This is a genomic window from Dyella sp. SG562, from assembly GCF_011759495.1.
GTDB lineage: Bacteria > Pseudomonadota > Gammaproteobacteria > Xanthomonadales > Rhodanobacteraceae > Dyella_D > Dyella_D marensis.
Genome location: NZ_JAAOYS010000006.1, coordinates 1 through 20,581 on the forward strand (window position 1 = coordinate 1; position 20,581 = coordinate 20,581).

At 57.9% G+C, this 20,581-nt stretch carries 15 protein-coding genes; 12 read left to right on the forward strand and 3 right to left on the reverse strand.

All coding sequences use genetic code 11. The features are described from left to right. Positions 1-305: 305 nt before the first annotated feature. On the forward strand, positions 306-1,781 hold the full coding sequence (locus FHW84_RS12700) for a recombinase family protein (RefSeq protein WP_243868092.1): 1,476 nt from the start codon (positions 306-308) through the stop codon (positions 1,779-1,781). Between the two features lie 293 nt (positions 1,782-2,074). Continuing rightward, complete coding sequence (locus FHW84_RS12705; RefSeq protein WP_167256038.1) at positions 2,075-3,631, forward strand: SIR2 family protein; 1,557 nt, start codon at positions 2,075-2,077, stop codon at positions 3,629-3,631. Between the two features lie 1,510 nt (positions 3,632-5,141). Here FHW84_RS12705 and FHW84_RS12715 read toward each other — a convergent pair. Beyond that, positions 5,142-6,443, reverse strand: coding sequence for a hypothetical protein (locus FHW84_RS12715; RefSeq protein ID WP_167256042.1), 1,302 nt, complete (start codon positions 6,441-6,443; stop codon positions 5,142-5,144). Between the two features lie 373 nt (positions 6,444-6,816). Here FHW84_RS12715 and FHW84_RS12720 point away from each other — a divergent pair, with 373 nt between their 5' ends. The 4 genes from FHW84_RS12720 to FHW84_RS12735 are packed head-to-tail and all read left to right on the forward strand — an operon-like array spanning position 6,817 to position 10,502. Then, positions 6,817-7,422, forward strand: coding sequence for a hypothetical protein (locus tag FHW84_RS12720; RefSeq protein WP_167256044.1), 606 nt, complete (start codon positions 6,817-6,819; stop codon positions 7,420-7,422). Then, complete coding sequence (locus FHW84_RS12725; protein WP_167256045.1) at positions 7,412-8,740, forward strand: 7-cyano-7-deazaguanine synthase; 1,329 nt, start codon at positions 7,412-7,414, stop codon at positions 8,738-8,740. Before FHW84_RS12720 ends, FHW84_RS12725 begins: the two co-directional genes overlap by 11 nt. Before the next feature lie 29 nt (positions 8,741-8,769). Beyond that, a complete protein-coding gene (locus FHW84_RS12730; RefSeq protein WP_167256047.1) occupies positions 8,770-9,960 on the forward strand; it encodes an XRE family transcriptional regulator in 1,191 nt (396 codons plus the stop codon). Continuing rightward, positions 9,957-10,502 carry a hypothetical protein gene (locus FHW84_RS12735; protein WP_167256049.1) on the forward strand — a complete coding sequence of 182 codons (546 nt, stop codon included), beginning with the start codon at positions 9,957-9,959 and terminating at the stop codon, positions 10,500-10,502. The genes FHW84_RS12730 and FHW84_RS12735 overlap by 4 nt, the downstream gene beginning before the upstream one ends. Before the next feature lie 455 nt (positions 10,503-10,957). Here FHW84_RS12735 and FHW84_RS12740 read toward each other — a convergent pair whose 3' ends face one another. Next, a complete protein-coding gene (locus FHW84_RS12740) occupies positions 10,958-11,563 on the reverse strand; it encodes a hypothetical protein (RefSeq protein ID WP_167256051.1) in 606 nt (201 codons plus the stop codon). A gap of 456 nt (positions 11,564-12,019) precedes the next feature. Here FHW84_RS12740 and FHW84_RS12745 point away from each other — a divergent pair, with 456 nt between their 5' ends. The 3 genes from FHW84_RS12745 to FHW84_RS12755 all read left to right on the forward strand — a co-directional run bounded on the left by FHW84_RS12745 (position 12,020) and on the right by FHW84_RS12755 (position 13,681). Further along, positions 12,020-12,226, forward strand: a complete 207-nt coding sequence (locus FHW84_RS12745) for a hypothetical protein (RefSeq protein WP_167256053.1) — start codon at positions 12,020-12,022, stop codon at positions 12,224-12,226. 10 nt (positions 12,227-12,236) lie between these two features. Further along, positions 12,237-12,836 (forward strand): hypothetical protein, encoded by a 600-nt coding sequence (locus FHW84_RS12750; RefSeq protein WP_167256055.1) that lies wholly within the window; start codon positions 12,237-12,239, stop codon positions 12,834-12,836. Positions 12,837-13,345: 509 nt separating this feature from the next. Continuing rightward, positions 13,346-13,681 (forward strand): hypothetical protein, encoded by a 336-nt coding sequence (locus FHW84_RS12755; protein ID WP_243868093.1) that lies wholly within the window; start codon positions 13,346-13,348, stop codon positions 13,679-13,681. A 19-nt stretch (positions 13,682-13,700) separates the two neighbouring features. Here the strand turns inward: FHW84_RS12755 and FHW84_RS12760 are convergent, their stop codons facing one another. Next, positions 13,701-15,296 carry an MASE1 domain-containing protein gene (locus FHW84_RS12760; protein ID WP_279589737.1) on the reverse strand — a complete coding sequence of 532 codons (1,596 nt, stop codon included), beginning with the start codon at positions 15,294-15,296 and terminating at the stop codon, positions 13,701-13,703. Between the two features lie 195 nt (positions 15,297-15,491). Between FHW84_RS12760 and FHW84_RS12765 the strand changes: the two genes are divergently transcribed. The 3 genes from FHW84_RS12765 (at position 15,492) to FHW84_RS12775 (ending at position 20,572) form a co-directional block, all read left to right on the forward strand. Next, positions 15,492-15,965: a hypothetical protein gene (locus tag FHW84_RS12765; RefSeq protein ID WP_167256059.1), complete on the forward strand. Its 474-nt coding sequence runs from the start codon at positions 15,492-15,494 to the stop codon at positions 15,963-15,965. Positions 15,966-16,181: 216 nt separating this feature from the next. Continuing rightward, a complete protein-coding gene (locus tag FHW84_RS12770) occupies positions 16,182-17,960 on the forward strand; it encodes a DUF6531 domain-containing protein (RefSeq protein ID WP_167256061.1) in 1,779 nt (592 codons plus the stop codon). Further along, positions 17,927-20,572 (forward strand): RHS repeat protein, encoded by a 2,646-nt coding sequence (locus tag FHW84_RS12775; RefSeq protein ID WP_167256063.1) that lies wholly within the window; start codon positions 17,927-17,929, stop codon positions 20,570-20,572. The genes FHW84_RS12770 and FHW84_RS12775 overlap by 34 nt, the downstream gene beginning before the upstream one ends. Positions 20,573-20,581: the final 9 nt, after the last annotated feature.

Genomic DNA, 20,581 nt, shown 5'->3' on the forward strand with positions numbered 1-20,581 from the left:
AAAAGCCCGGCCAGCCCTCACGGACCCTCAGCAGCTTTGCTGCTGAGGGCGCCAAGCAGGGTGCCCTTTCTTCTTGGTTACTTCTTCTTTGGGCAACCAAATGAGATCACATATAGACTTCGCAGCTTGCTCAGGGATCGATGCTTCACGTGGATACAAACATCAAGGTCTATAGCTACTTACGCTTCAGTGACGCTCGCCAGTCCACCGGCAGCAGTGCCGACCGCCAGACCGAGTATGCGGCCACTTGGGCCTAGACGCGGCAGCTGCAGCTCGATGCATCGCTCTCCCTCCGTGATGAAGGATTGAGCGCCTACCACCAGCGCCATGTGAAACAGGGGGCCTTGGGCACCTTCCTTAGCGCGGTGGACGAGGGCCGCATTGGCGCCGGGTCCGTGCTGGTCGTGGAGGGCCTGGACCGCTTGAGTCGCGCCGAACCGCTCCAGGCCCAGGCACAACTGGCTCAAATCATCAATGCCGGCATCACCGTGGTGACCGCCAGCGATGGCCGGGAATACAACCGGGAGGGACTCAAAGCCAACCCCATGGATCTGGTCCATAGCCTGCTGGTGATGATCCGAGCTCATGAGGAAAGCGATACCAAGAGCAAGCGGGTCAAAGCGGCCATTCGACGTCAATGCGAGCAATGGCTCGACGGCACTTACCGCGGCCGTATCCGCAATGGCCGGGATCCCCAGTGGCTGGCTTGGCAGGCGGGTGGCTGGCAGCTGATCCCGGAACGGGTCGAAGCCGTCCGTATGGCCACCGACCTGTTCCGGGCCGGGCATGGGGCGGTGGCCATCGTGGATCGTCTCAATGCGACCGGGCTGTCGGTCTCGACTAAGGGGAGCCGGGCAACCCATCTCTATAAGCTGTTTCGCCTGCCCGCCCTGCGGGGCACGAAAACCCTGACGGTCGATGGGGTCGATTACGCCCTGCCCGACTACTACCCGGCTCTGCTGAGTCCCGAGGCATTCGACGAACTGCAGGGCCAAATCCGACAGCCAGGCCGGCGCAAGGGTAAAGGCGAACTGCCCGGCATCATTACTGGCCTACGCCGCACCCATTGCGGGTACTGCGGGTCGGCCATGGTGGCCCAGAACCTCATGAGTCGAAAAAAAGACGATGACGGCCGGCTCCATGACACCTACCGTCGCCTCTCCTGCGGGTCCGGGCAGGCGTACCGCCGTTGCCCGGTGGGTGGCAGCACGAGCATTGCCCCGATCGAGCGGGCGCTGTTGGACTTCTGTTCGGACCAGATTAACTTGGATGCCCTACTGGATCGCGGCGCCATAGACCCACCCGCCCGCCAGAAGCTCGCCACCGCCAAGGCACGCGTCGCCGACGTAGAGGCGCAACTCAAGCGCTTGACCGACGCCTTGCTGCAGGACGACGGTGCAGCGCCTGCAATCATCCTGCGTAAGGTCCGCGAACTGGAGGATGAAGGGGAGCGGCTGCGGCGAGAGGTGGCTGACGCCGACGCGGAATGGGCGGCCATATCTCGGAAGGTGCCCACGACCGCCGACGCTTGGCGTGAGCTGGTGATCGGGGTGAAAAGCCAAGATTACGATGCACGTCTCAAAGCTCGGCAATTGGTCGCCGACACCTTTGCCCGCATTGTGGTGTATCGCGTGGGTGTCGAGCCTGGCGAAAATGCCGGCTCTGCGTTGGATCTGGTTCTGGTACCGCACGGCGGTCACCCGCGGGCACTGCGCGTTCACCGCAAGACAGGGCAATGGCTTGGCGCAGAAGAGGTAAGTACCCAAGCCTTAGGTGTCTGACCCATATAGTTTCTGCGTCGCGAAATGAATCCGGTTCGAGATCTGTTAACCGTCTACGAAAGCGGGGGCGTACCACTGGCTCAATAAGAAAGCCAGACAAGGGGTCAGACGGCGCGATACCCGAAACGGGACTTTTGTAAGGCTATTATGCGCTAAGTGCCACTGGACCAGACTCGAATGCACCCCGGACCAGGGGCGCTTCACCAAGGGAGGATAACCACGACACCGGAAGATGCCGCCAAGGAAAAAGCTTTGCGTAAATCGCTGTTGCTATCCACCGAAGGAGAGCTTCATTGAGCATCGAAAAAGGACTTACCGAGATACTACGGACCGGGCAGGCCGGGCCCTTTTTATTCGTGGGCTCAGGGTTCTCTAGGCGATATGTCGGTCTAGAGGACTGGAAGGGTCTCTTGTCACGCTTTTGTGTGGCCGGCAGGCCCTTTGAGTACTACCTCTCATCAGCTGATGGGGACTATCCCAAGGCGGCCTCGCTGCTGGCCGAAGCATTTAACGAACACTGGTGGTCCGCCCCTGAGTATGCAGACGCTGTGTCTCGTGATAAGGGAAAGATGTCCGGCATTACATCGGCGCTTCGTCTCGAAATCTCTCGCTACCTGTCGACCCTCGACCAAAAAAAAGCGAAGGCCTCCGAATATGCCGAGGAAATCGAACTGCTGGCAGGCCTTAACGTCGACGGTGTCATCACAACAAACTGGGACCTTTTGCTCGAACAAATTTTCCCCGACTATCGAGTGTTCATAGGACAAGAAGAGCTGCTCTTCTCCAATCCACAGCAAATTGGTGAGATTTACAAAATCCATGGATGCTCGACAGCCCCCTCTTCCCTGGTGTTGACAAGCGATGACTACAAAACGTTCCAAGAACGCAACGCCTATCTCGCAGCAAAGCTCATCACAATTTTTGTCGAGCACCCAATAGTTTTTCTAGGCTACTCGATATCGGACGAAAACATTCTCGGTCTTCTTCGCGCCATCTCTTTGTGCATTGGCAAGGAGAATGTGGAGAAACTTCGCCGGAACCTCATCTTTGTCCAGCGCTTGGAATCGGGAGATTCTGCCGGCATTTCGGATACCTACCTGACAATTGACGGAGTACAGATTCCGCTGGTGCTCGTGAGATCCGATGATTTCAAGCCGGTCTACTCTGCGCTCGGGGCCGTCAGGAGGAAAATCCCAGCCCGCGTCCTTCGATATTGCAAAGAGCAACTGTACTCTTTGGTGAAGTCTGCCGAACCTGAGAAGAAGCTTTGCGTAATCGACTATGAGGAGGTCGAGAAAAATGCAGAGGTCGAGTTTCTCGTCGGCGTTGGCGTCACGGAACTGGCAGGGAAAGGCATTGGAGAGGTTGGTTACGGCCGTATCGAAGCCATCGACCTGTTCAGCGACCTGCTCCATGACGGCAAGAAATTCGACCCCAAGCAAATCCTGGAAAACGTCATCCAGCCGGTCGGCAAGAGCACTAAAAACATTCCCGTATTTAAATATTTGGCTGAAACTGGAATCGTTGACCTCAAGGCCTATCGCAAGTCAGGCCTTCCGCTCGACAAGTGGGTCCTTAGACCCCTCGAAGATTTCAGAGTCAAAAGTTACGCCGCTGGTTTTTTTAAGCGACGTCACATGTCACTCCAAGAGCTCATCGACTCCTGCACCGCCGAAAGTGCATCCCTCTATATTCCATGGATGTCAGTGGACAAGATAGACCTCGATGTCCTGCTGGACTTCCTGCGGAAGAATGAAGCAAAGATGGACTACAAGACTTCGCCCTACGCGAGCAATTTTCGAAAAGTCGCAACCCTGTATGACCGACTCAAATGGGGATGGAAGGCCTGACTGACTTTTCTCCAGACATTTCGCCGGCGTCTAGAGCGCTCTGTCGGACCCAAAATCCTTTCGAATGGCCGGTCGAACAATCGATCTGCTTGGCGACGCCCCGCCTGTGGACCGGGCTCACCTGACGATGCACAACCACCGCAGCTAGCCAAGACCTCCGGTTGTTTTGGGGTCATATTTAGAACGGCCAACTCACCTCCGCCAGTTCACGCCTACGACTTTCGCCATAGACAGCGTCTACGGAAGATGCGTATTCGACAAGCCCCTCCACATGGTGTCGGAGACCAATGACGGAGCTGAACCCTCGGCGCTCAGCATGGCGAGCCGGACCGACGTCTGCTTTCCTTAGATAATGCAGGTGCTGTCGGAGCCGTGCCTTGAACTCCCGCGTGAGATGGGGGGTGTTCCGGTCGACCAGTAGACCTAGCACGACCTTTCTTGCGCCTGGGGGAGACACCGTTGTCTTCATTGTTTGAGGTCGCAGCCCAAACTTTCGAAGGCCGGCGTACACCTCTGATATAACCCCCGCACAATCTTTGCGAGAGAAATCCCCCGACGTGGAAAAACAAAGGTCATCTGCATAGCGGCTGTATGTGAGTCTGTATTTTCTTGCCACTTCGGCCAGACACTCGTCGAGCGCAATGGATGCGAGGTTGGCCAACATCGGGCTGGTCGGTGCGCCTTGAGGGAGACCTCCCTTGCGCCAGCACTGATAGCTCTCGATTTTTGGCCACCTGTGGGCCTGCGTGTGCCAGTAAGGCGAAGGAAGCTGCCTCAGAGCACTCCGAACCCTTGTTGATAGGCGTGCCATTTCGAAACTGAGTAGGGGCTGATAGCCCAACCGTCGAAATGCCCGATATGCCGAAACCTCCGTAATCGATTCAAAGAAGTTCATCACGTCAATCTTGATGAGCCATCTTGCATCGCAGTGCAAAGCAGCAGCCTTGAGGGGCGACGACCTCTTTGCATACGCGGTGCTCGTTTCGTGAGGGTAACCATTGCTCAATATTTCTTGAGCAATCCACCGCTGCACCCTCATAAGGAAGGGAACCGGCGCGGAGATTAAGCGGAACCGCACCCGGCCCTTGAGTGGCCGCTTTCTTATACGGAAACTCCGGTAGAACTGGAAGTCATGCCGCTCGACTACTGCGCGCAGAAAACTGTACGGAACACCGCATCGCACGGCAAGATGATTGAGCGAAAAGAGGATTGGCACATGGCGATTTACTGCCCTGATGCTCTTCGCCGTGAGGTTTGCATTCGCAAGGACCCGGGGGGCGATGCCCGCCTCAGTGCCTTGCTTTTGATAGAGCTGAGGGAGCCAGTCTTCCATCTACTTTGACACCCGTAGGGTGAGACAGGTCACGCGATGGAGGAAGGCTTTCGCTCCGGTCGCTCGCGACCATTGCGTGACCTGCCTGAGCATCATGCGAGAGCTATTACAGGAGGCAACAGAGTCTGCGCCCCACCAGCATGGAAGACATGCGCTGGCGCCACCGAAGTGGCTGAACTAAACAGAAGGAACTGGCCCCCTCAGCGCACTTGGATAGTACGCCGTTTCCGGCGTTTTTTGCACGGGCTCTTCAGAAGAAACTTTCTTAGAGCGAAGACTGTCGAGTTGTCTTCGGCCGGCATCGGTGAGCCTGCCACGTCCGTCCAGCCACCCGTGAGAGACGGCCTTGTCTGTCGAGGTCACCACCTCCGAAATGGTAAGCCCCGTCATTTCGGCAATGGCCGTAGCGTTGCCTGGATTTCGCCCCGACGCCGCGAGCGTCAAAATCAGCGCTCCAGCGGGTCCGGCAAGCCGAAAAAAGAGCATGCTTCGGGAAAGACGCTCCTGACGCATCGACTGTAAACGGTCTTGAACACCTCCGACATCGAGCTGGGAGACAAAGGCCTCCCGTGTTCCCGAAGTCACCCTCCCCTTGAACAAGGGTATCCATGTCCCGCTTTCCCGCCAAAACATTGTGGGGACATTGTTCGGAGCACCATGCGCGAACGCAATCAGAGCGCCTGTCCCCCCGAAACCCAGGGCAGCACGAGCGGCACCTCGCTGGTCGAATTTTGATGAGCGACTAGCCGGCGCATATCGTGCGCAAAGGTCCATCGCCAAGTGGAAGCGGCTTCGACTGAAACTTCCCTCAATCGTCGGGCAGCGGACAGCAAGCTCAATGGATGGAAGTGCCGGGTGTTCCTCGACCAATTTGCGCCCCCGTTCCGTCGCGGCATAGGCAATGACGGAAAAGGATATGCCGAATTTGCGTCTATTCGACCACCAACTGCGCACCGAAGCGACCTTCCACGCTGCGGTAAGGTTTTCGCAGATTCTTTTTCCGCTCCCTATACAGTCGGTGACAAAAACGATTCTTCGTATTTTGTGACGACGAATGGAATCAGGGCCAGGGTGATTGAACGCCAAGGTTGGGTTGCTACGACACACCTCTGTGACAAGCTGGCCCACAACGCCCTCGCTCCCAGTCTCCAAGCTGTCGGGCCGGGCTGACATTGCCGGATACTTTCCTGTAGCGCGCCTCGGACTTCCCTCCGGTTGCGAGAATAAGGGAAGCACTTCACCGCGCTGCGAGCCGAACGGTTCCTCCCTCGGCACTTCGCGCTCGACGTAAAGAGCCACCGGCTTTCCGTCTTCAATCAACTTAGTCATCATCCTTTGAAGCTCTTCCGCAAATGCGTCGCGCGATACGAGCCGCATTTTCCTGAGCATTTCCGTGGCCAGAGGCTGGTCTTTGGCTTCGAACTGTGACAACCAAGCCTTGGTGGGCTCAGACGAGATGAACTTGGCGTTACCAGCCATGCCGTTCCCCTTCGACAGCGACAGCTTGAGTGTAGGAGATGGCCAAGCGCAAAGCAGGTGTGCGACGCATCATGCCATTGCATACCTGCTCTCAACTTTTCGGCGCCTCGGCAGTCGCGGAGCGTTGCACATTCAACGCTGCCCCATCGTCACTCCATGACGGCAGGACCCTCAATTGCACCAACTTGATGCAAATTACTCCCGCGCGCCTATCTATAGCGAATCTAGCTTGGCACTCGCAGCCACCAACGGGGCAGTGGCTCCCGGTGAAGCATCAGCACCAGCCCATTCTTTACATTTTTACCAATTACTCGATGAACAATTTGACATTTCCCTGGGTCGGCCTGTAGCCTATTTCCCATAGGAGGCAGTCATGGCCGAGAACGAGTCCCTGGACTTCGGGCATCGAAATCGCTGGTTCCGTAGCCGAAAGATCCTTCAGGATCCCCTAAGCACGTTAGATCAATTCATCCATAACGCGGCGGAAGACTGCCGGGAAGCTGTGCGTCGGCTGCCGCTGGCACTGCGCAAAGGGCCCGCACTCCTTGCACTTGTGAAGGCGCTGGAAACTGGCTCGATCGTGGCTTTACAAGAGGTCGTGGCCACCTTTACCGAAAAGCGCATTGCTAGCATCACCCTATCGGCCCTGCGATCCAGTCCTTCGGCCGATGCCAAAGACCTGGCAGGGGCGGCAGCAGAGAGCATCATCTCCACGCTAATTGATCAGATCACGGCCAGAGCGAAACGAGAACAGCGGTTTTGCTCCGTTTCGGAACAGGCCGAGTTACGGAAGAGCCTAAGGCAAGAGTTCTCCGTCAACATACCGGCGCTGAGCGACACCCTTGAAACGTCTCTGCGCGGTGATCCAGTTCGTCGGATCAGAAAGCCCTTTCCATCTGTCCGCATGGCGCCAAAGGATGTAGCACGCATGTCCTTGATCATTTCCCCACCGCAAGCGGATCAGCCCCATGCGCGCTGACCCTTCCTCCATCCAGGTGCAGTACGACGCAGGTCGCGTTTCACTGACGGGTGCCATCGAACAGGACGTCGTGATTACCACGCAGAGAATGCTTCACCAGCTCATGGAGACGGCTACCCCACGTGCGGTCGACTTGATCTCCATTGCAACAGGCACCTACGCCATCGATCGCGTGATTCTGCGAACTGACAACGATCATCAGAACGAGTGTGGACTACGCACGCTGCGGATAAAATTCGAGGTTTGGGATCATGCATTCTGGTCTCAAGCTGCTGTCAAGGAACTCCTGACTGATGTCCTCTGGCATCTAACTGGAGATACGTGGCTACTGTCGTTCTCTCAGCGGCCCCATCCCTACCAGACGACGACTCATCAGGGATTGCTGCAATTAGGAGAGCCTCACCCGACCCGAGTAGCTCTTTACAGCGGCGGACTGGATTCAGCAGCTGGCTTGGCCAATCGATTGATCGATGACAATGATACTTTTATGTTGCTGACAGTAGGGCATCAATCTTCCATTCGCTCCAACAGCATCGAACAAGTGGGTTTGCTGTCGAGGATACTCAATACCACTGCGCCCCACCACGCTTCCTTCATGGTCAAGCTCATCGGAGGTGTGGCAGGAAACATGAAGTACCAGGAGAAGTCGCAGCGCGCGCGAGGATTTCTGTTCTATGCGACGGCCGCGACCCTCGCGGACGCCTGCGGCGTAGACAATATTGAAGTCTTCGAGAACGGTGTGGGTGCGATTAACCTTCCACTATGTGAAGGCGGACTGGTCGACGGACTGTCTACTCGAGGTGCCCAGCCCGGCATTCTGAAAAAGATCAGCCAACTGGTTGGCCTGGCGCTCGATCGGGCGGTCTGCCTATCCCTCCCTTTTCTGCATTCAACAAAGGCGGAGATGCTGGCCCCACTGAAGGGAAAGCGCCTCATGATCGATTGGCTGACGCGATCTCGGTCGTGCATTCACTCTTCGCTTCGCATATCCGGGAAGCGGCATTGCGGGCACTGTGCCGCCTGCATCGAACGTCGGCAGGCCTTCCATGCTGCTGGGATCGTCGATGACCCACGAGATTATGTCGTTGATTTGTTCAACAGCGGCATGCCGAAGGAACTCGACTACCTCTTGACGTATCTGGAGAATGCCCGCGCCTGGGCAGCGCACCACCCCTCCGTCAGGAGCCGACTGGAGCGTCATCGCATCCTGTCAAACATGACGCACCTGCCGCTGAGCTCCATGGAGGACCTCATGATGAGGCATGCCCTCGAAACCCTAAACACATACGGGCACTTTGAAGTTCGTGAAGCCGCATAGCGGCTCACAACTCGCCACTTGGATCTTCTATGAAATCCCTAGTTGAACGCCTCATTTCGGCCCGAAAGGCCGCAGGCATCTCCCAAGCCATTGCTGCCGAACACCTGAACATCAGCCGCCCCACTTTTATTGCCATCGAGAAAGGAACGCGAGAGGTCAAACCCAATGAGCTAAAAGCGCTGGCCCTGCTGTACAACATCTCCCTCAATCGATTGATGCGCCAGCATGCACCTCCCACCCAAGTCGCCCCCCACCTGCGTGCTGTCGTTGAACGCGAAGGCGAGGATGCCGGGCTTGAAGCTGCTGTGGCTAAGTTGGTGGAGTTCGTAGACGACTACATGTTTCTCCTGGACAAGGTTCAAGGGCACGCGATGCCCACCCCTCCTCCTCAGCCCGCACGTACTCCACTACCTGTAGAACGTTTTGCCGAAGATCAAGCTAGCGAACAACGTCGCCGTCTTGGCTTCGGCGATCGAGAACCTATCGGTTCGTTACGCAAGACGCTGGACGAAATCGGCGTACACGTATTCATCGATGGATTGGATTCAAAGTTGGCCGGCTTGTATGCCTATGTGGAGAACTTCGGCTATTGCATTCTTGTCAACCGTAAGCATCCACAAGCCCGCAGGCGATGGACCATTGCCCATGAGTTTGGGCATTTTCTCTTCGACCGAGATCGCCGAGGCGTTGACTATGTCGAGCCCATGCAACGGAAGCCTGAGAACGAGCGTTTCGCCGATGCATTTGCAATGCACTTTCTTATGCCGGGCGAAGGCATCAAGCGGCGTTTCCATGACACGTACCAACAAAAGGGTGATGTCAACGTCGGCGATGTCCTGCGGATCGCCGATTACTATGGCGTGTCGCTTATGGCCATGATCCTACGCTTAGAGTCCCTGGGACTAGTCCGGCGGAACAGTTGGAATGATATCCAAGCCTCAGGCGCCAATATCCGAGACATTCGCACCGAGGCTGGTATCGAAATTCAAGAGGACAAAGAGTCCGTCGAAATCTTTCCGGAGCGATACCTCATGCTTGCAATTGAGGCATGGTCATCGCAGAAGACTACGACAAGCCAGTTCGCCAAGTTGATTCGGAAATCCATCATAGAGGCAAGGGATTTTGCTTTCGCAAGGTTGCAGCAGACCGAGGACAACCAATCTGTGATCAAGTTGAGTCTGGGTGAATCCCTGCTTTATCGGGGACAGCCAAACGCATGACGCATTACTGCTTGGACGCCTGTTCCATTATCAACCTATTTTGCGGATGGGAAGGTATACAGGAACTCCATACCTTCGGTGCATCGTGGTCAACGACCACGACTGCGTTGCGGGAATTTAAAGAGGTCAGGGTCCGGCAGGCCGATGGCACCATCATTCGCAGCCCGATTGAGCATCCTCTTCTTCTTCAACAGTATCCGCTGGCCATTCTCTCCGACCTCAGTGATAACGAGCTTGATACGGCTACAAATCTGAGTATTGAAATTGACGACGGCGAAGCCGAGTGCCTAGCTGTTGCATTACACCGCAATCTGGTCTTCGTCTCAGATGACGCCCTGGCCATCGCAGCGGCCGAAAGTCGAGGTGCTCAAACGGTTTCATCGTTGGACTTGATCAGTCAATGGGCCGACCTTGAGCCTCGCCGACCGGCATTGCTGTTTGGAATTCTGGAGCGCATTGAACTCCTCGCACGCTATGTACCGCCCCGAAGCCACCCGAGGCGTGGCTGGTGGGAAAAAGTTCGACACGCGCGCCCAGGATAGCTCCGGTATGCCTTGGTTATTGCATCGCGGGGGGCGCCCAATGACGTTGCCCGTTCCGTCACTGCAGGTGTACTGATCGCAGTAATGCCCCCTTAGCCGACATCCGCCGGCTTCGCCCGGAAACGTCTCTGTGGCGATATCTACGGCGGACCCCATGGCCTATGTCGATGCCGGCGCCAATGGCGTCTTCGTTACCGGCTTACGGCTTCCACTCCATGGAGGCACCAGGTCGACCCTGACCTATTTCCAGACGCACTCCTGCCCATTCGATAGAAAGTGACGGCACCGTCAGCTGCGACGAAGACACCTGGCGGGAGGTGAATGCGGTCATCCATGCCATCCGCAGAAGCTGTTTTCGCTGGTACCTTCGATGGTCAGATGACCTCGACCGGTCCGTCGCCTTCCAGGCAGCACTGAAACGGTCTGGCACAGCTTTTCAGATCGAGTACCACATCCTACTGACCGACAATGCGTATATGTACTGATTGACCACTCCCTAAGCGTCGCCGTAAGTACTGCGTCCCTGGCTTTTGCTCGACGACGTTTTGAATGGTGGTACTTGTAACGCTCAATTTTGCCGAGTCGATCGATTTCCAATCCCACATGATCGAAACGAAGAATGAGTAGTCCTGGCCCCGAGTACTGAATATTTGCGGGTCCGCTTCAGATACCCGCACATGAAGATCAAAACCCCTACGTAGACGCGGCTGCTCTCGGAGATACCCTGCAAGTTCCGCCATATCTAACGGCTGACCATCTGTAGGTGCGTCCTCTTTGGGATAAATCTCTTCGATAGCCTTCCCGGCATACGAACTCGCGGCGATGTCCTGAAACTGGATCTCCACCTCGTCCGATGCGGAGAGTTCGCGATTATGCACCCAAATCAAGTGCTTAGTTTCTCCGGGGTCGCCGTAGTAGCCACCAGTCACGTCAAGAATGGCGATTTCCGGCGAAATCACATCGCCTTGAATCCGCACCGAAAGAATATTGAAATTCTCCGAGGACACGGCAGCGGCGACCACATTGTTGATCCGTATGACAAGGCCTGGGTGCAGTTTCATTGACCCTACTTCCGTATTTTAAACGACTATAGCTTGCGGTTGAGACCATGTCCTAAGAAGCGTCGCGCAGCTTGTCGGATGCCCTAGCTCCGTCGCGCTCCGACGGCCGGATAGTGACCCGAGGTGGGCGCAAAGTCCTAAGGCACGTAAGACGCAGGAAGCCCTTCATGCTGGTCACGTATGTCCATTGTGGTGCTCGGCTCGAGTTCGTTGGCATGAGCGAGATCCGCGGATAGGACCATGGCAAGTGCGAAAGTGATGCGGGTTATTTCCATCGACGCGTCCTTGCTCGTCAGTAGTGGGAACTCCCTCGACAAGCACAGCGGCGTCCGCTGACCGAGGACTTTCGTTTTTTTCGCGTCCACGACGACCTTCGCGGACTTCCACCCGGGTGCGGGATGCCCCGCTCCCTGCCCCGATACGGGTGGGAGAAACGCTGACGGCAGGAGTAACACCATGAAAGACGACTGCATCACCACCCCTCTATACCGCGCCATCGATCAGGTGGACGCCATCGACACCTTGGGCGCTAGCCTGGCGGTAGGCCTTCATGCTGGCGTGGTCACTCACGAACACGTCCAGACGCTTATAACCGTGATGGCTAGACAAATACGAGGGCATTTGGAGGAGCTGAGGGTCGCGATCGATGGTCTTTCCTTATAACGAGGTCCGTGTGGACATCACTCAACTGGCTTTTACCTACAAGCAGCATCCCTTGCGTGCTCGGCTGATAGACGCGGTCGCCTGGTATGACCTAACCGATCTATGCACCTTACTCGGCCGAGCGTCACTCGAGGACGCGACCGCCTTCGTGGCCTCCGCCCATCCCCAGCGCTTGTGCTGGCTGGCCGGAGACGCAGATAGCTCCCCATGGGTCGACGACGACGGGCTGTGGTCAATCGTGAGTTTGGCGGGCTACCGCTTCACCGACGATCTGGCCCAATGGCTGCACCTGGTAGTAGCGCCAGAGATTCGCCACGCCATGTACGAGCAGGCCCCGAATGGAAATACTCCCGAAGTGCGCGAGTTGTGGCATGTGATTGATCAGCTTCTTGACATCGGCTTAGTTAGGGACCATGGCTGCGGCACGGAGAGACTAGCCATCAATCTTGCCGAAACAATGCTTGCGGCACTCCGTCGCGGTCTTCCATTACCTAGCAAGGCAAGGCTGAATCGCCTTCTTGCGCAGTCCAACACGCCGGCATACCTCGGACGCATGCGCATAACCCATAGCCAGCGCCAGACTCTTTGCCTGATCTTTGAACGAGTTTGACTGGAGTTCGGTCCAGGCCCAGGGGACTCTTTCCAACCCTGCATCAATCCGCATCAATACTCGCCCTAGAGGAATCCCCCTCCACGCCAAGTAGATCCTAGCTCGGCGCCGTTACATCTACTGCGTCAAAAGAGAAGGGAGAAGTGCGCAGGCGAGGAGGGGGGACGACCGCGCGCGCCAGGGTCGAACCAACCCGGTTGGTCAATTACTGACCAGGCCTGCGTCCCTGGTAGACGGACTCCTACGGGCCGCGCGCCCGCACTCCCTCCGACAAGGCTCGCGCCCTTCCGGTGCGTCTATGGAGGGCTGCTCATGCCACTTTCACACCCGGGTGCTAGATTTCCGCATCGATAGAACGGTCGATTTCATCAACGCAAAAAGGGTCGCGTTATATGCACCTGCTGTCACGCGCAGTTTTCGGAGTCGGGCTCGCTGTCGGCCTTTGTGGCACAGCTGTGGCCGCATCACCCAGCACTGGGCTTGGCCAGTCTTGGCCCAATGCGCCCGATGTGAGCACGAACCCTAATTTCCACGTCTATGTCTTCGACTTCGGTGGGATTCGATACATCCAGGTCAACGACATCAATGGGAACGTTCTCGGCAGCGTCGGCAGCGCCGGCGGTACCTTCCTTACCCTTCCCATTGGGCGGTACGCGAACCTAGTCGATACCCCCTCGCAACCTGCAACCCTTCCTGCAGCCACGCAGCCGGCCGCCGCGCCCAAACCGATTTACGATGACGGCACCACGGCTATCACCGTTACACCGCTTTCTAACGGCGCCATGCAGCTCCGCGCCGCCGACACCTGTGGTGACCCTGTCACTTGCAATATCAAGGTGCAATGAATGGATGCGCCAACCCCGCTCAGGGGTGGGGTTGGCCAGGATGCTGTAGGGAAATGAGCAGCCGTCGCCCGAGGGGCAACGGCCGATCTCGCGTAACGCCTCGATACGTGGCCGCGCGATCTTCGATAGCCCGCCGCCCCAGACCGCTGGAAAGCAGCCGAAGCCATGGCAGCAGCCGATCCCAGCCAATGTGCGCCGCGCGCTCGGGATCACCGATGGTCTGCACCAGTACCGTCATGCGTTGCGGATCGCGCGCACTGCAACGCACTTTGACCAATACCTCACAGACGTTCCTCAGGGCACAGGCATCGCTAACGGCATCGCAGATGAGCCGATAAGCCACAAGGTGCATTGCCGGGTGAAACATGCTGGCTGGTCCTCGCACATCACACGAGAAGGCCATCCCCGCTGCTTCGAGATATCTGGCCAAAGCACCCTGCGACAGCATCCCTGGTAGCCCTCTATCGCGGTACATCAGCGGATGCATAGCATCGCTTAGAAGCAAGAGCTCCCCCTTCGCTGACTCCGCAAGCCGCCGATAGTAGCGATCTTCGTTCACCGGCAGGTAGTTGCAGACGCGAGCGAAAAGATGGTTGAACATGGCATCAAACGCTTCGCGCGTGCGCTCAAGAGAGGCCGCGGCGCCACGTAGCTGCGATTCACCCAACTCCATATTTCGCTGCGCAAGCGCCATTGCGATGCGCGAGTCCACGCGCTCTTTCTCCGCCCGTCGATGGAGCCCTGCCACGTGCTCGCCAACAAGCAGCATGGTGGCGATAGCCAAGGCCACCAGCGTCTCGGCCTGCAGTGTGGTCGCATCGACCTTTGCCGGCATCAACAACATAGTCCCAACGCTAGCAAGCGTGCCAGCAAATGCAGCCCCCTTCCAGCCATGCCGAAGGGCCAAGAATACGACCGGGAGAAACATGGCCATCTGCGCGACAGGTCGATTCTGTGCGTCACGGAAGCCAGCCCACCCAACGAACAGCATCACAGGAATGGCCAAGAACGCCGTCTCGAACAGGAGTCGACTGTCTACCACCTTGTGTAGCCAAGAGCGCCACTTCCCCTGCGCCTCACTCACAAGCTGGGCGATAACCATCACGGAGGGGGCTACGGTCAGCACACCCAGCAAATTGCCAAGCACAAGCCGCGGCACAACCAGACCGTAGTCAAGAACATAGTTCGGTGGCAGAGGCGTTAGAAGCAACTGGCCAAGCGTGATTCCCGTCGCCATCGTGGCCACCACGAAAGCGCATAGAACCAGACCTATAACCTGGAATGTTCCCTGACGCGGGAAGAGAAGCCCTCGCTCACGGAAGATCCAAACGATAGGCATGTAATACGCGATGGTTGGCACCAGGTTTACCGTCGCCCACAAGGCTCCGTATTGCGGATAGCAATCGATGCTCACGTACGCCATGCGAACCAGGCCACCGAGAGCAAGCGCCGGCCAATACCGATATCGCGCCAGGAGAAGCACACTCAGATGAAAACCGGTAACGATGATCCAGTGGGTAAAGGTCACCTTGCTGATCAGAAATAGCATGGCGCAATACAAAGCGCCCGCCGTAACGTGCCGAATCAGGGCATCAGCCCTTGGTCCAACCCGCATCGTTCTTCCCCTTGCCAAATCCTTGTGGTGTACCACTCGAAGGCTGGGATCACACCGAGCCCAGCGTGAAACGCCTGTGAATCCTACGCGACTCTCCGAGCCGGCACAGCAGGTTTCATCGGCCTCTCCGGCGTCGCCGCTGGGAGACCTATTCGATATGCTCACGCACACGTAGACGGAACTCACAGGGAATCTATGAGCGGCATTTGGGAGAAGGTTGGTTTTGGAGTGGTATGGACGATTGTAGGGGCAGGTGCAACAGCCCTTGGGTCAAGCACCTATTTCACGGAAAGGCATAAAGGCGATACGGACGAAATCACATATCTACGTGGCCGGGTGCATGACCTAGAAAATAAGAATGATGAACTTCGCAAAGAAGTGGGGGACTCCAAGGCATCGAATGAAGTCGCAGGCGAACTGGTTACGTGTCACGCGCAACTGGAGGACATGAGACGTGTGCAGAACACAGCAGCGATCCAAGAAATCCGCAGGCTCGAAGAGGCCGTCACCCAGGATGAGCATCGCCTAACAAGCGGCGTTCTTTATAACTGGACCAATGGCCAGCGCAGCGATGATGAATCACCAAGTGACCGCGTATTGAAGGAACGACTGACAGCGGAACGCTCAGATCTTTCGGCGATGCGCCAAAAATTAGTGTGCGCACCGTAATTTCTTTCGAATCACTCCGCTAATTTGGCCATCTAAACCCAAGCCAAAGCGCCGCCGGTCGATTTTCACATTTCATTGACATCGCCTCCTGAGATGCTGATGCGCCGGTTCGCGGTTTGCCCGACCGGCAGCATAGGGCTTTACGGATGACGCCGCGCCGCTGACGGACCGCAGCGCGAACTTAGGATCGAGACAACAACGGCGAAGGAGACAGGGATGGCCGCTATACAGAGGTGTCATAGCCGCACGCGTCGCGTGTGGCTTTCGGTGTGGGCGCTAGCCCTCTGTTTGGGATGGGTGGGCGCGACTAGCGCCACGACCTACTACGCCATCCCGTTCTACATAAAAGACTTCGATACGAACAACAACCCCGTGCAGTATTCGTGGGGGGAAATCAGCCTAGCGCTCGATGGGACCAAGCAGTTCCTTGCAGCCCGCTACCCCGCAGGAGCAAATTGCCAGGTCGCCTCAGCCTATGAGAACGCGACACAGCAGGCGCAAGGCAACGTCGCGAAGGTCTACTACGTCTCGACGGACCCGAGCAGCTTCGTCTGCCCAAGCAACGTCATCGAAATTCAGTTCACCGCGTACGACAACAACCCGGAGAAAAACACGGGCGATTCGGGCAACTGCAACGGCGGTGATGGTGTGCAAGGCGGCGATGGCATCGTCACCTGCCCTGGCACCCCTTTGGTCTTGGACCCGATCAATCTGGCGACGGGTAATAAGTACGACCAAGAATCCGATTTCGATGCTCTGCCTTGGCTGACTTTCCGGCGCTTCTACAACAGCCAGGCCAGTGTGCGACCGGCGAGCATGGGGCCACAGTGGCGCCACTCCTTTGACCGCTCTCTGCTGTTCCAGAACACGCTCGTAGGCGGTGGCGGCACGTCCTACATCCAGCTTCTCCGGGCCGACGGTCGCAGCGAGCGCTTCATGCCTACGGCCAATGGCGGTTGGGCAGCTGACCCCAATATTCCGGACACGCTGACGGCCGACAGTACGGGCTTCACCGTCTACGTGGCCGGCCCGAATCAGTTCGAGCGCTACTCGACCTCGGGGCAATTGCAATACATCGCCGATGCCACCGGCCAGACAACGACGCTCACCTATAGCGGCGGCAAGTTGCAGACGGTGACCGATCCGTTCGGCCGAACCCTGCAGTTCGCCTATGACGGTAGCGGCTTGCTGCATACGGTGACACTTCCGGACGGCGGTGTACTGACGTACGGCTACACCAATGGAACGCTGACCTCCGTCCAGTATCCCGATAGCAAGACCAAGCAATACGTCTACAACGAATCGACCTATACCGGCGGGGCCAACTTCCCCTATGCCCTGACCGGCGTCATCGATGAAGCGGGCGTTCGCTACGACACCACGGGCTACAGCGCTACCAATGGTCGCGCGGTATCGTCGTCGCATGCCGGGGGCGCCAATGCGGGAAGCGTGACGGGCGGCAGCAGCTCATTCGCTACGATGACGTTTCCGCTCGGCGCCTCGGGCAATGTCTCTATGAAGGACGATGGCTATGGCGCCATCAAGCTGACGGGTATGTTTGCGGCCTGCAACACCGATTGGTGCAAGCAACGCTATCAGTCGATTCAGTACGACACGAACGGCTATCCCAGCCAGTACACCGACTTTACTTTCAACGTCACCAAGCTCACCTACAACACGGCGGGCCTGGAAACGCAGCGGATCGAAGGCTACAACCTGGCGTCGCTCGGACAGCAACGCACGATCAATACCACCTGGGACACGACGCTTCGCCACCCCTTGACGCGGGTCACGCTCGACAGCAACAACAATCCCATCACGCAAAGCGCCTGGGTGTACAACAACACCGGCCAAGTCACCGCTCGTTGCGAAGTTGACCCGGCTGTGACCGGCGCTGCTGCTTACACCTGCGGCAGTAACGCGCAGGCGCCTGCCGGCGTGCGTCAGTGGACCTATCGAGCGTGGACACCACCCAGTGCCCCGTCGTCGGCCTGAAGCTGACAGAGGACGGGCCGCGTACGGATGTCTCCGACATCACGCATTACAGCTACTACATGACCACGGATACGTCCGGCTGCGCTGCAGCGGGCGGTGCGTGTCATCGGGCGGGTGACCTCTACCAGGTCACCGACGCGCTCGGCCACGTGGCCACGACCTCCGCCTACGACCTGGCAGGTCGACCAACCCGCCAGGTCGATGCCAATGGCGTGATCACGGACCTGACCTATACCCCACGCGGCTGGCTCAAGACGCGCACGGTCGCCGGGGCAACGACGACGTATACCTACAAGCCGTATGGAGCCGTGGAGTCCGTCACCGATGCCGATGGCGTGACGGTCACCTACACCTATGACAGTGCCCACCGGCTAACTGATGTCACGGACGCCCAGGGCAACCACGTTCACTACACGCTGGACGCGGCGGGCAACCGTACGGACGAGGCGACCTACGCCGTTGGCAGCTCCACCCCGAGCCGCCACGTGTCCCGCACGTTCAATAACCTCGGCCAGCTCACCAAGATCATTGATGGCTTGAACAACACCATCTTTGATGCCAGTGCCAGTGGCGCCTACGATTCGAACGGCAACTTGGTGACGTCGGTCGATGCGCTGGGCGTGACCCAGACGCGGAGCTACGACGGCCTGAATCGCTACTCGGGCCTCCAAAGTAGCGCGACCGTCAATGGATCGACGGTCGTTTCATCCACTAGCTACACCTACGACGTGCTGGATAACCTTACCCAGACCCTCACGCCGGACTACAAGTACACGACCAGCGCTTACGATGGCTTGAGCAACCGGAAGACGTTAACCAGCCCCGATACCGGCACGACGTCCTCCACGTTCGATGTGGCTGGCAACGTGCTGACCCGGACGGACGCCAAGAACATCGTTGCCACATCGAGCTACGACGCGCTCAACCGCGTTCTAACGACCACGTACGTCGATACCAGCCTCAATGTCGCGTACCACTACGACGAGGCCGACAGCGTCACCGGCTGCGTAGGCTCGTATCCGGTGGGTCGTCTGACCCGGATGGTCGAAGCCAGCGTCACCACCGTGTATTGCTACGACGCCCGTGGCAACATCACGCAGAAGAGCCAGAGCCAGGGTTCAGCGACGGACGTTACGGGCTACTCGTACACCTCGGCCGATCGGCTCGCCAGCGTCGCCACGCCGAGTGGTACATCCGTCCAGTATCAGCACGACACCGTAGGTCGCATCAGCTCCATTACGGCCTTACCGCCCGGCACGACGGGCGCCGGCACCGGCAATATCGCGACCAGCATCACCTATCTGCCCTTCGGGCCCGTGGCGAGCTACACCCTAGGGAACGGCCAGACGGTGACGCGCACCTACGACCTGAACTATCAGGTGACGGACGCCACCAGTCCGGCGCTCAACCTGCACTTCGCCCGAGATGCCATGGGGCGCATCACGGCCCTGGGCAATGCGCCTGGCGCCAACCCTGCCACGGAGACCTACGGCTACGATTGGTTGTCGCGGCTTACCGGCGTGAACAACGCAGCCGGCACAAGCGTGGAGTCCTACACGTACGATGCCATCGGCAATCGCACGGGCAAGACCGGTAGCGGTCTTGCGACGGGCACGTATAGCTATTACCAGTATCCCCACAACTGGCTGAGCTATATCGGCAGTGCCGCCCGCGCGTATGACAACAACGGCAACACGACTGCCAGCTCGGTGGGTGGCGAATCGTTCGGGTTCGGCTACAACGGCCGGAATCGGATGACCATTGCGCAGCGCAATGGCAGCACCGTCGGCACCTATACCTATAACGTCCTTGGCGAGCGTATCGCTAAGGTGGCTACGCTGCCAGCGTCGCTAAGCCAGCGCTTCGCGTATGACGAGAACAGCCAACTCATCGGCGAGTACGGCGGGACCACCCGCGACTACATTTGGCTGGAAGATTTGCCGCTAGCGGTCATCGATACGCAAGCCGCAGTGAGCACCACTGATTACGTGCACGCCGATGGCCTCAACACCCCGCGAGCAGTCACCGACAACACCGGCGTGACGGTATGGCAGTGGCCATACCAATCCAATCCGTTCGGCGAGACTCAGCCCAGCTCGACCGGCGGTTACACGCTCAATCTTCGCTTCGCAGGGCAGTATTACGATACTGAGTCGCGTATCGCGTACAACGTCAATCGCCACTATGAAGCCGCGACAGGACGCTACCTGCAAAGCGACCCAGCCGGATTGACTGCCGGCCCGAGCACCTATGGCTATGCTTACCTTAGCCCGCTGACCTTCACAGACCAGCTAGGCCTCCTCCCGAAACCGCTACCTCCGGAACGTCAACGACTCCGCAATTGCAAAACTCCGGAACTGGAGCAATGCGAGGCACAATGCGCGGCAAACGGAACCACGGTGCAGAGTTGTAAAGTGAATCAAATTTGGACGACGAGAATTATCAAAGGGCCGCTATCGGGCCAGGGTTGGCATGACAGTGAAATGAGCTGCTCGTGCAACGAGCCGCCAGAGCCGTCACCCTTTGCGATACCCGACGAGGCCCCCTCGCGAAGCCGATCAGCTTCACCGGCCTGCAATTGCACAGACCCTATCGAATGCGCCACACACTAGGGAAGAGAC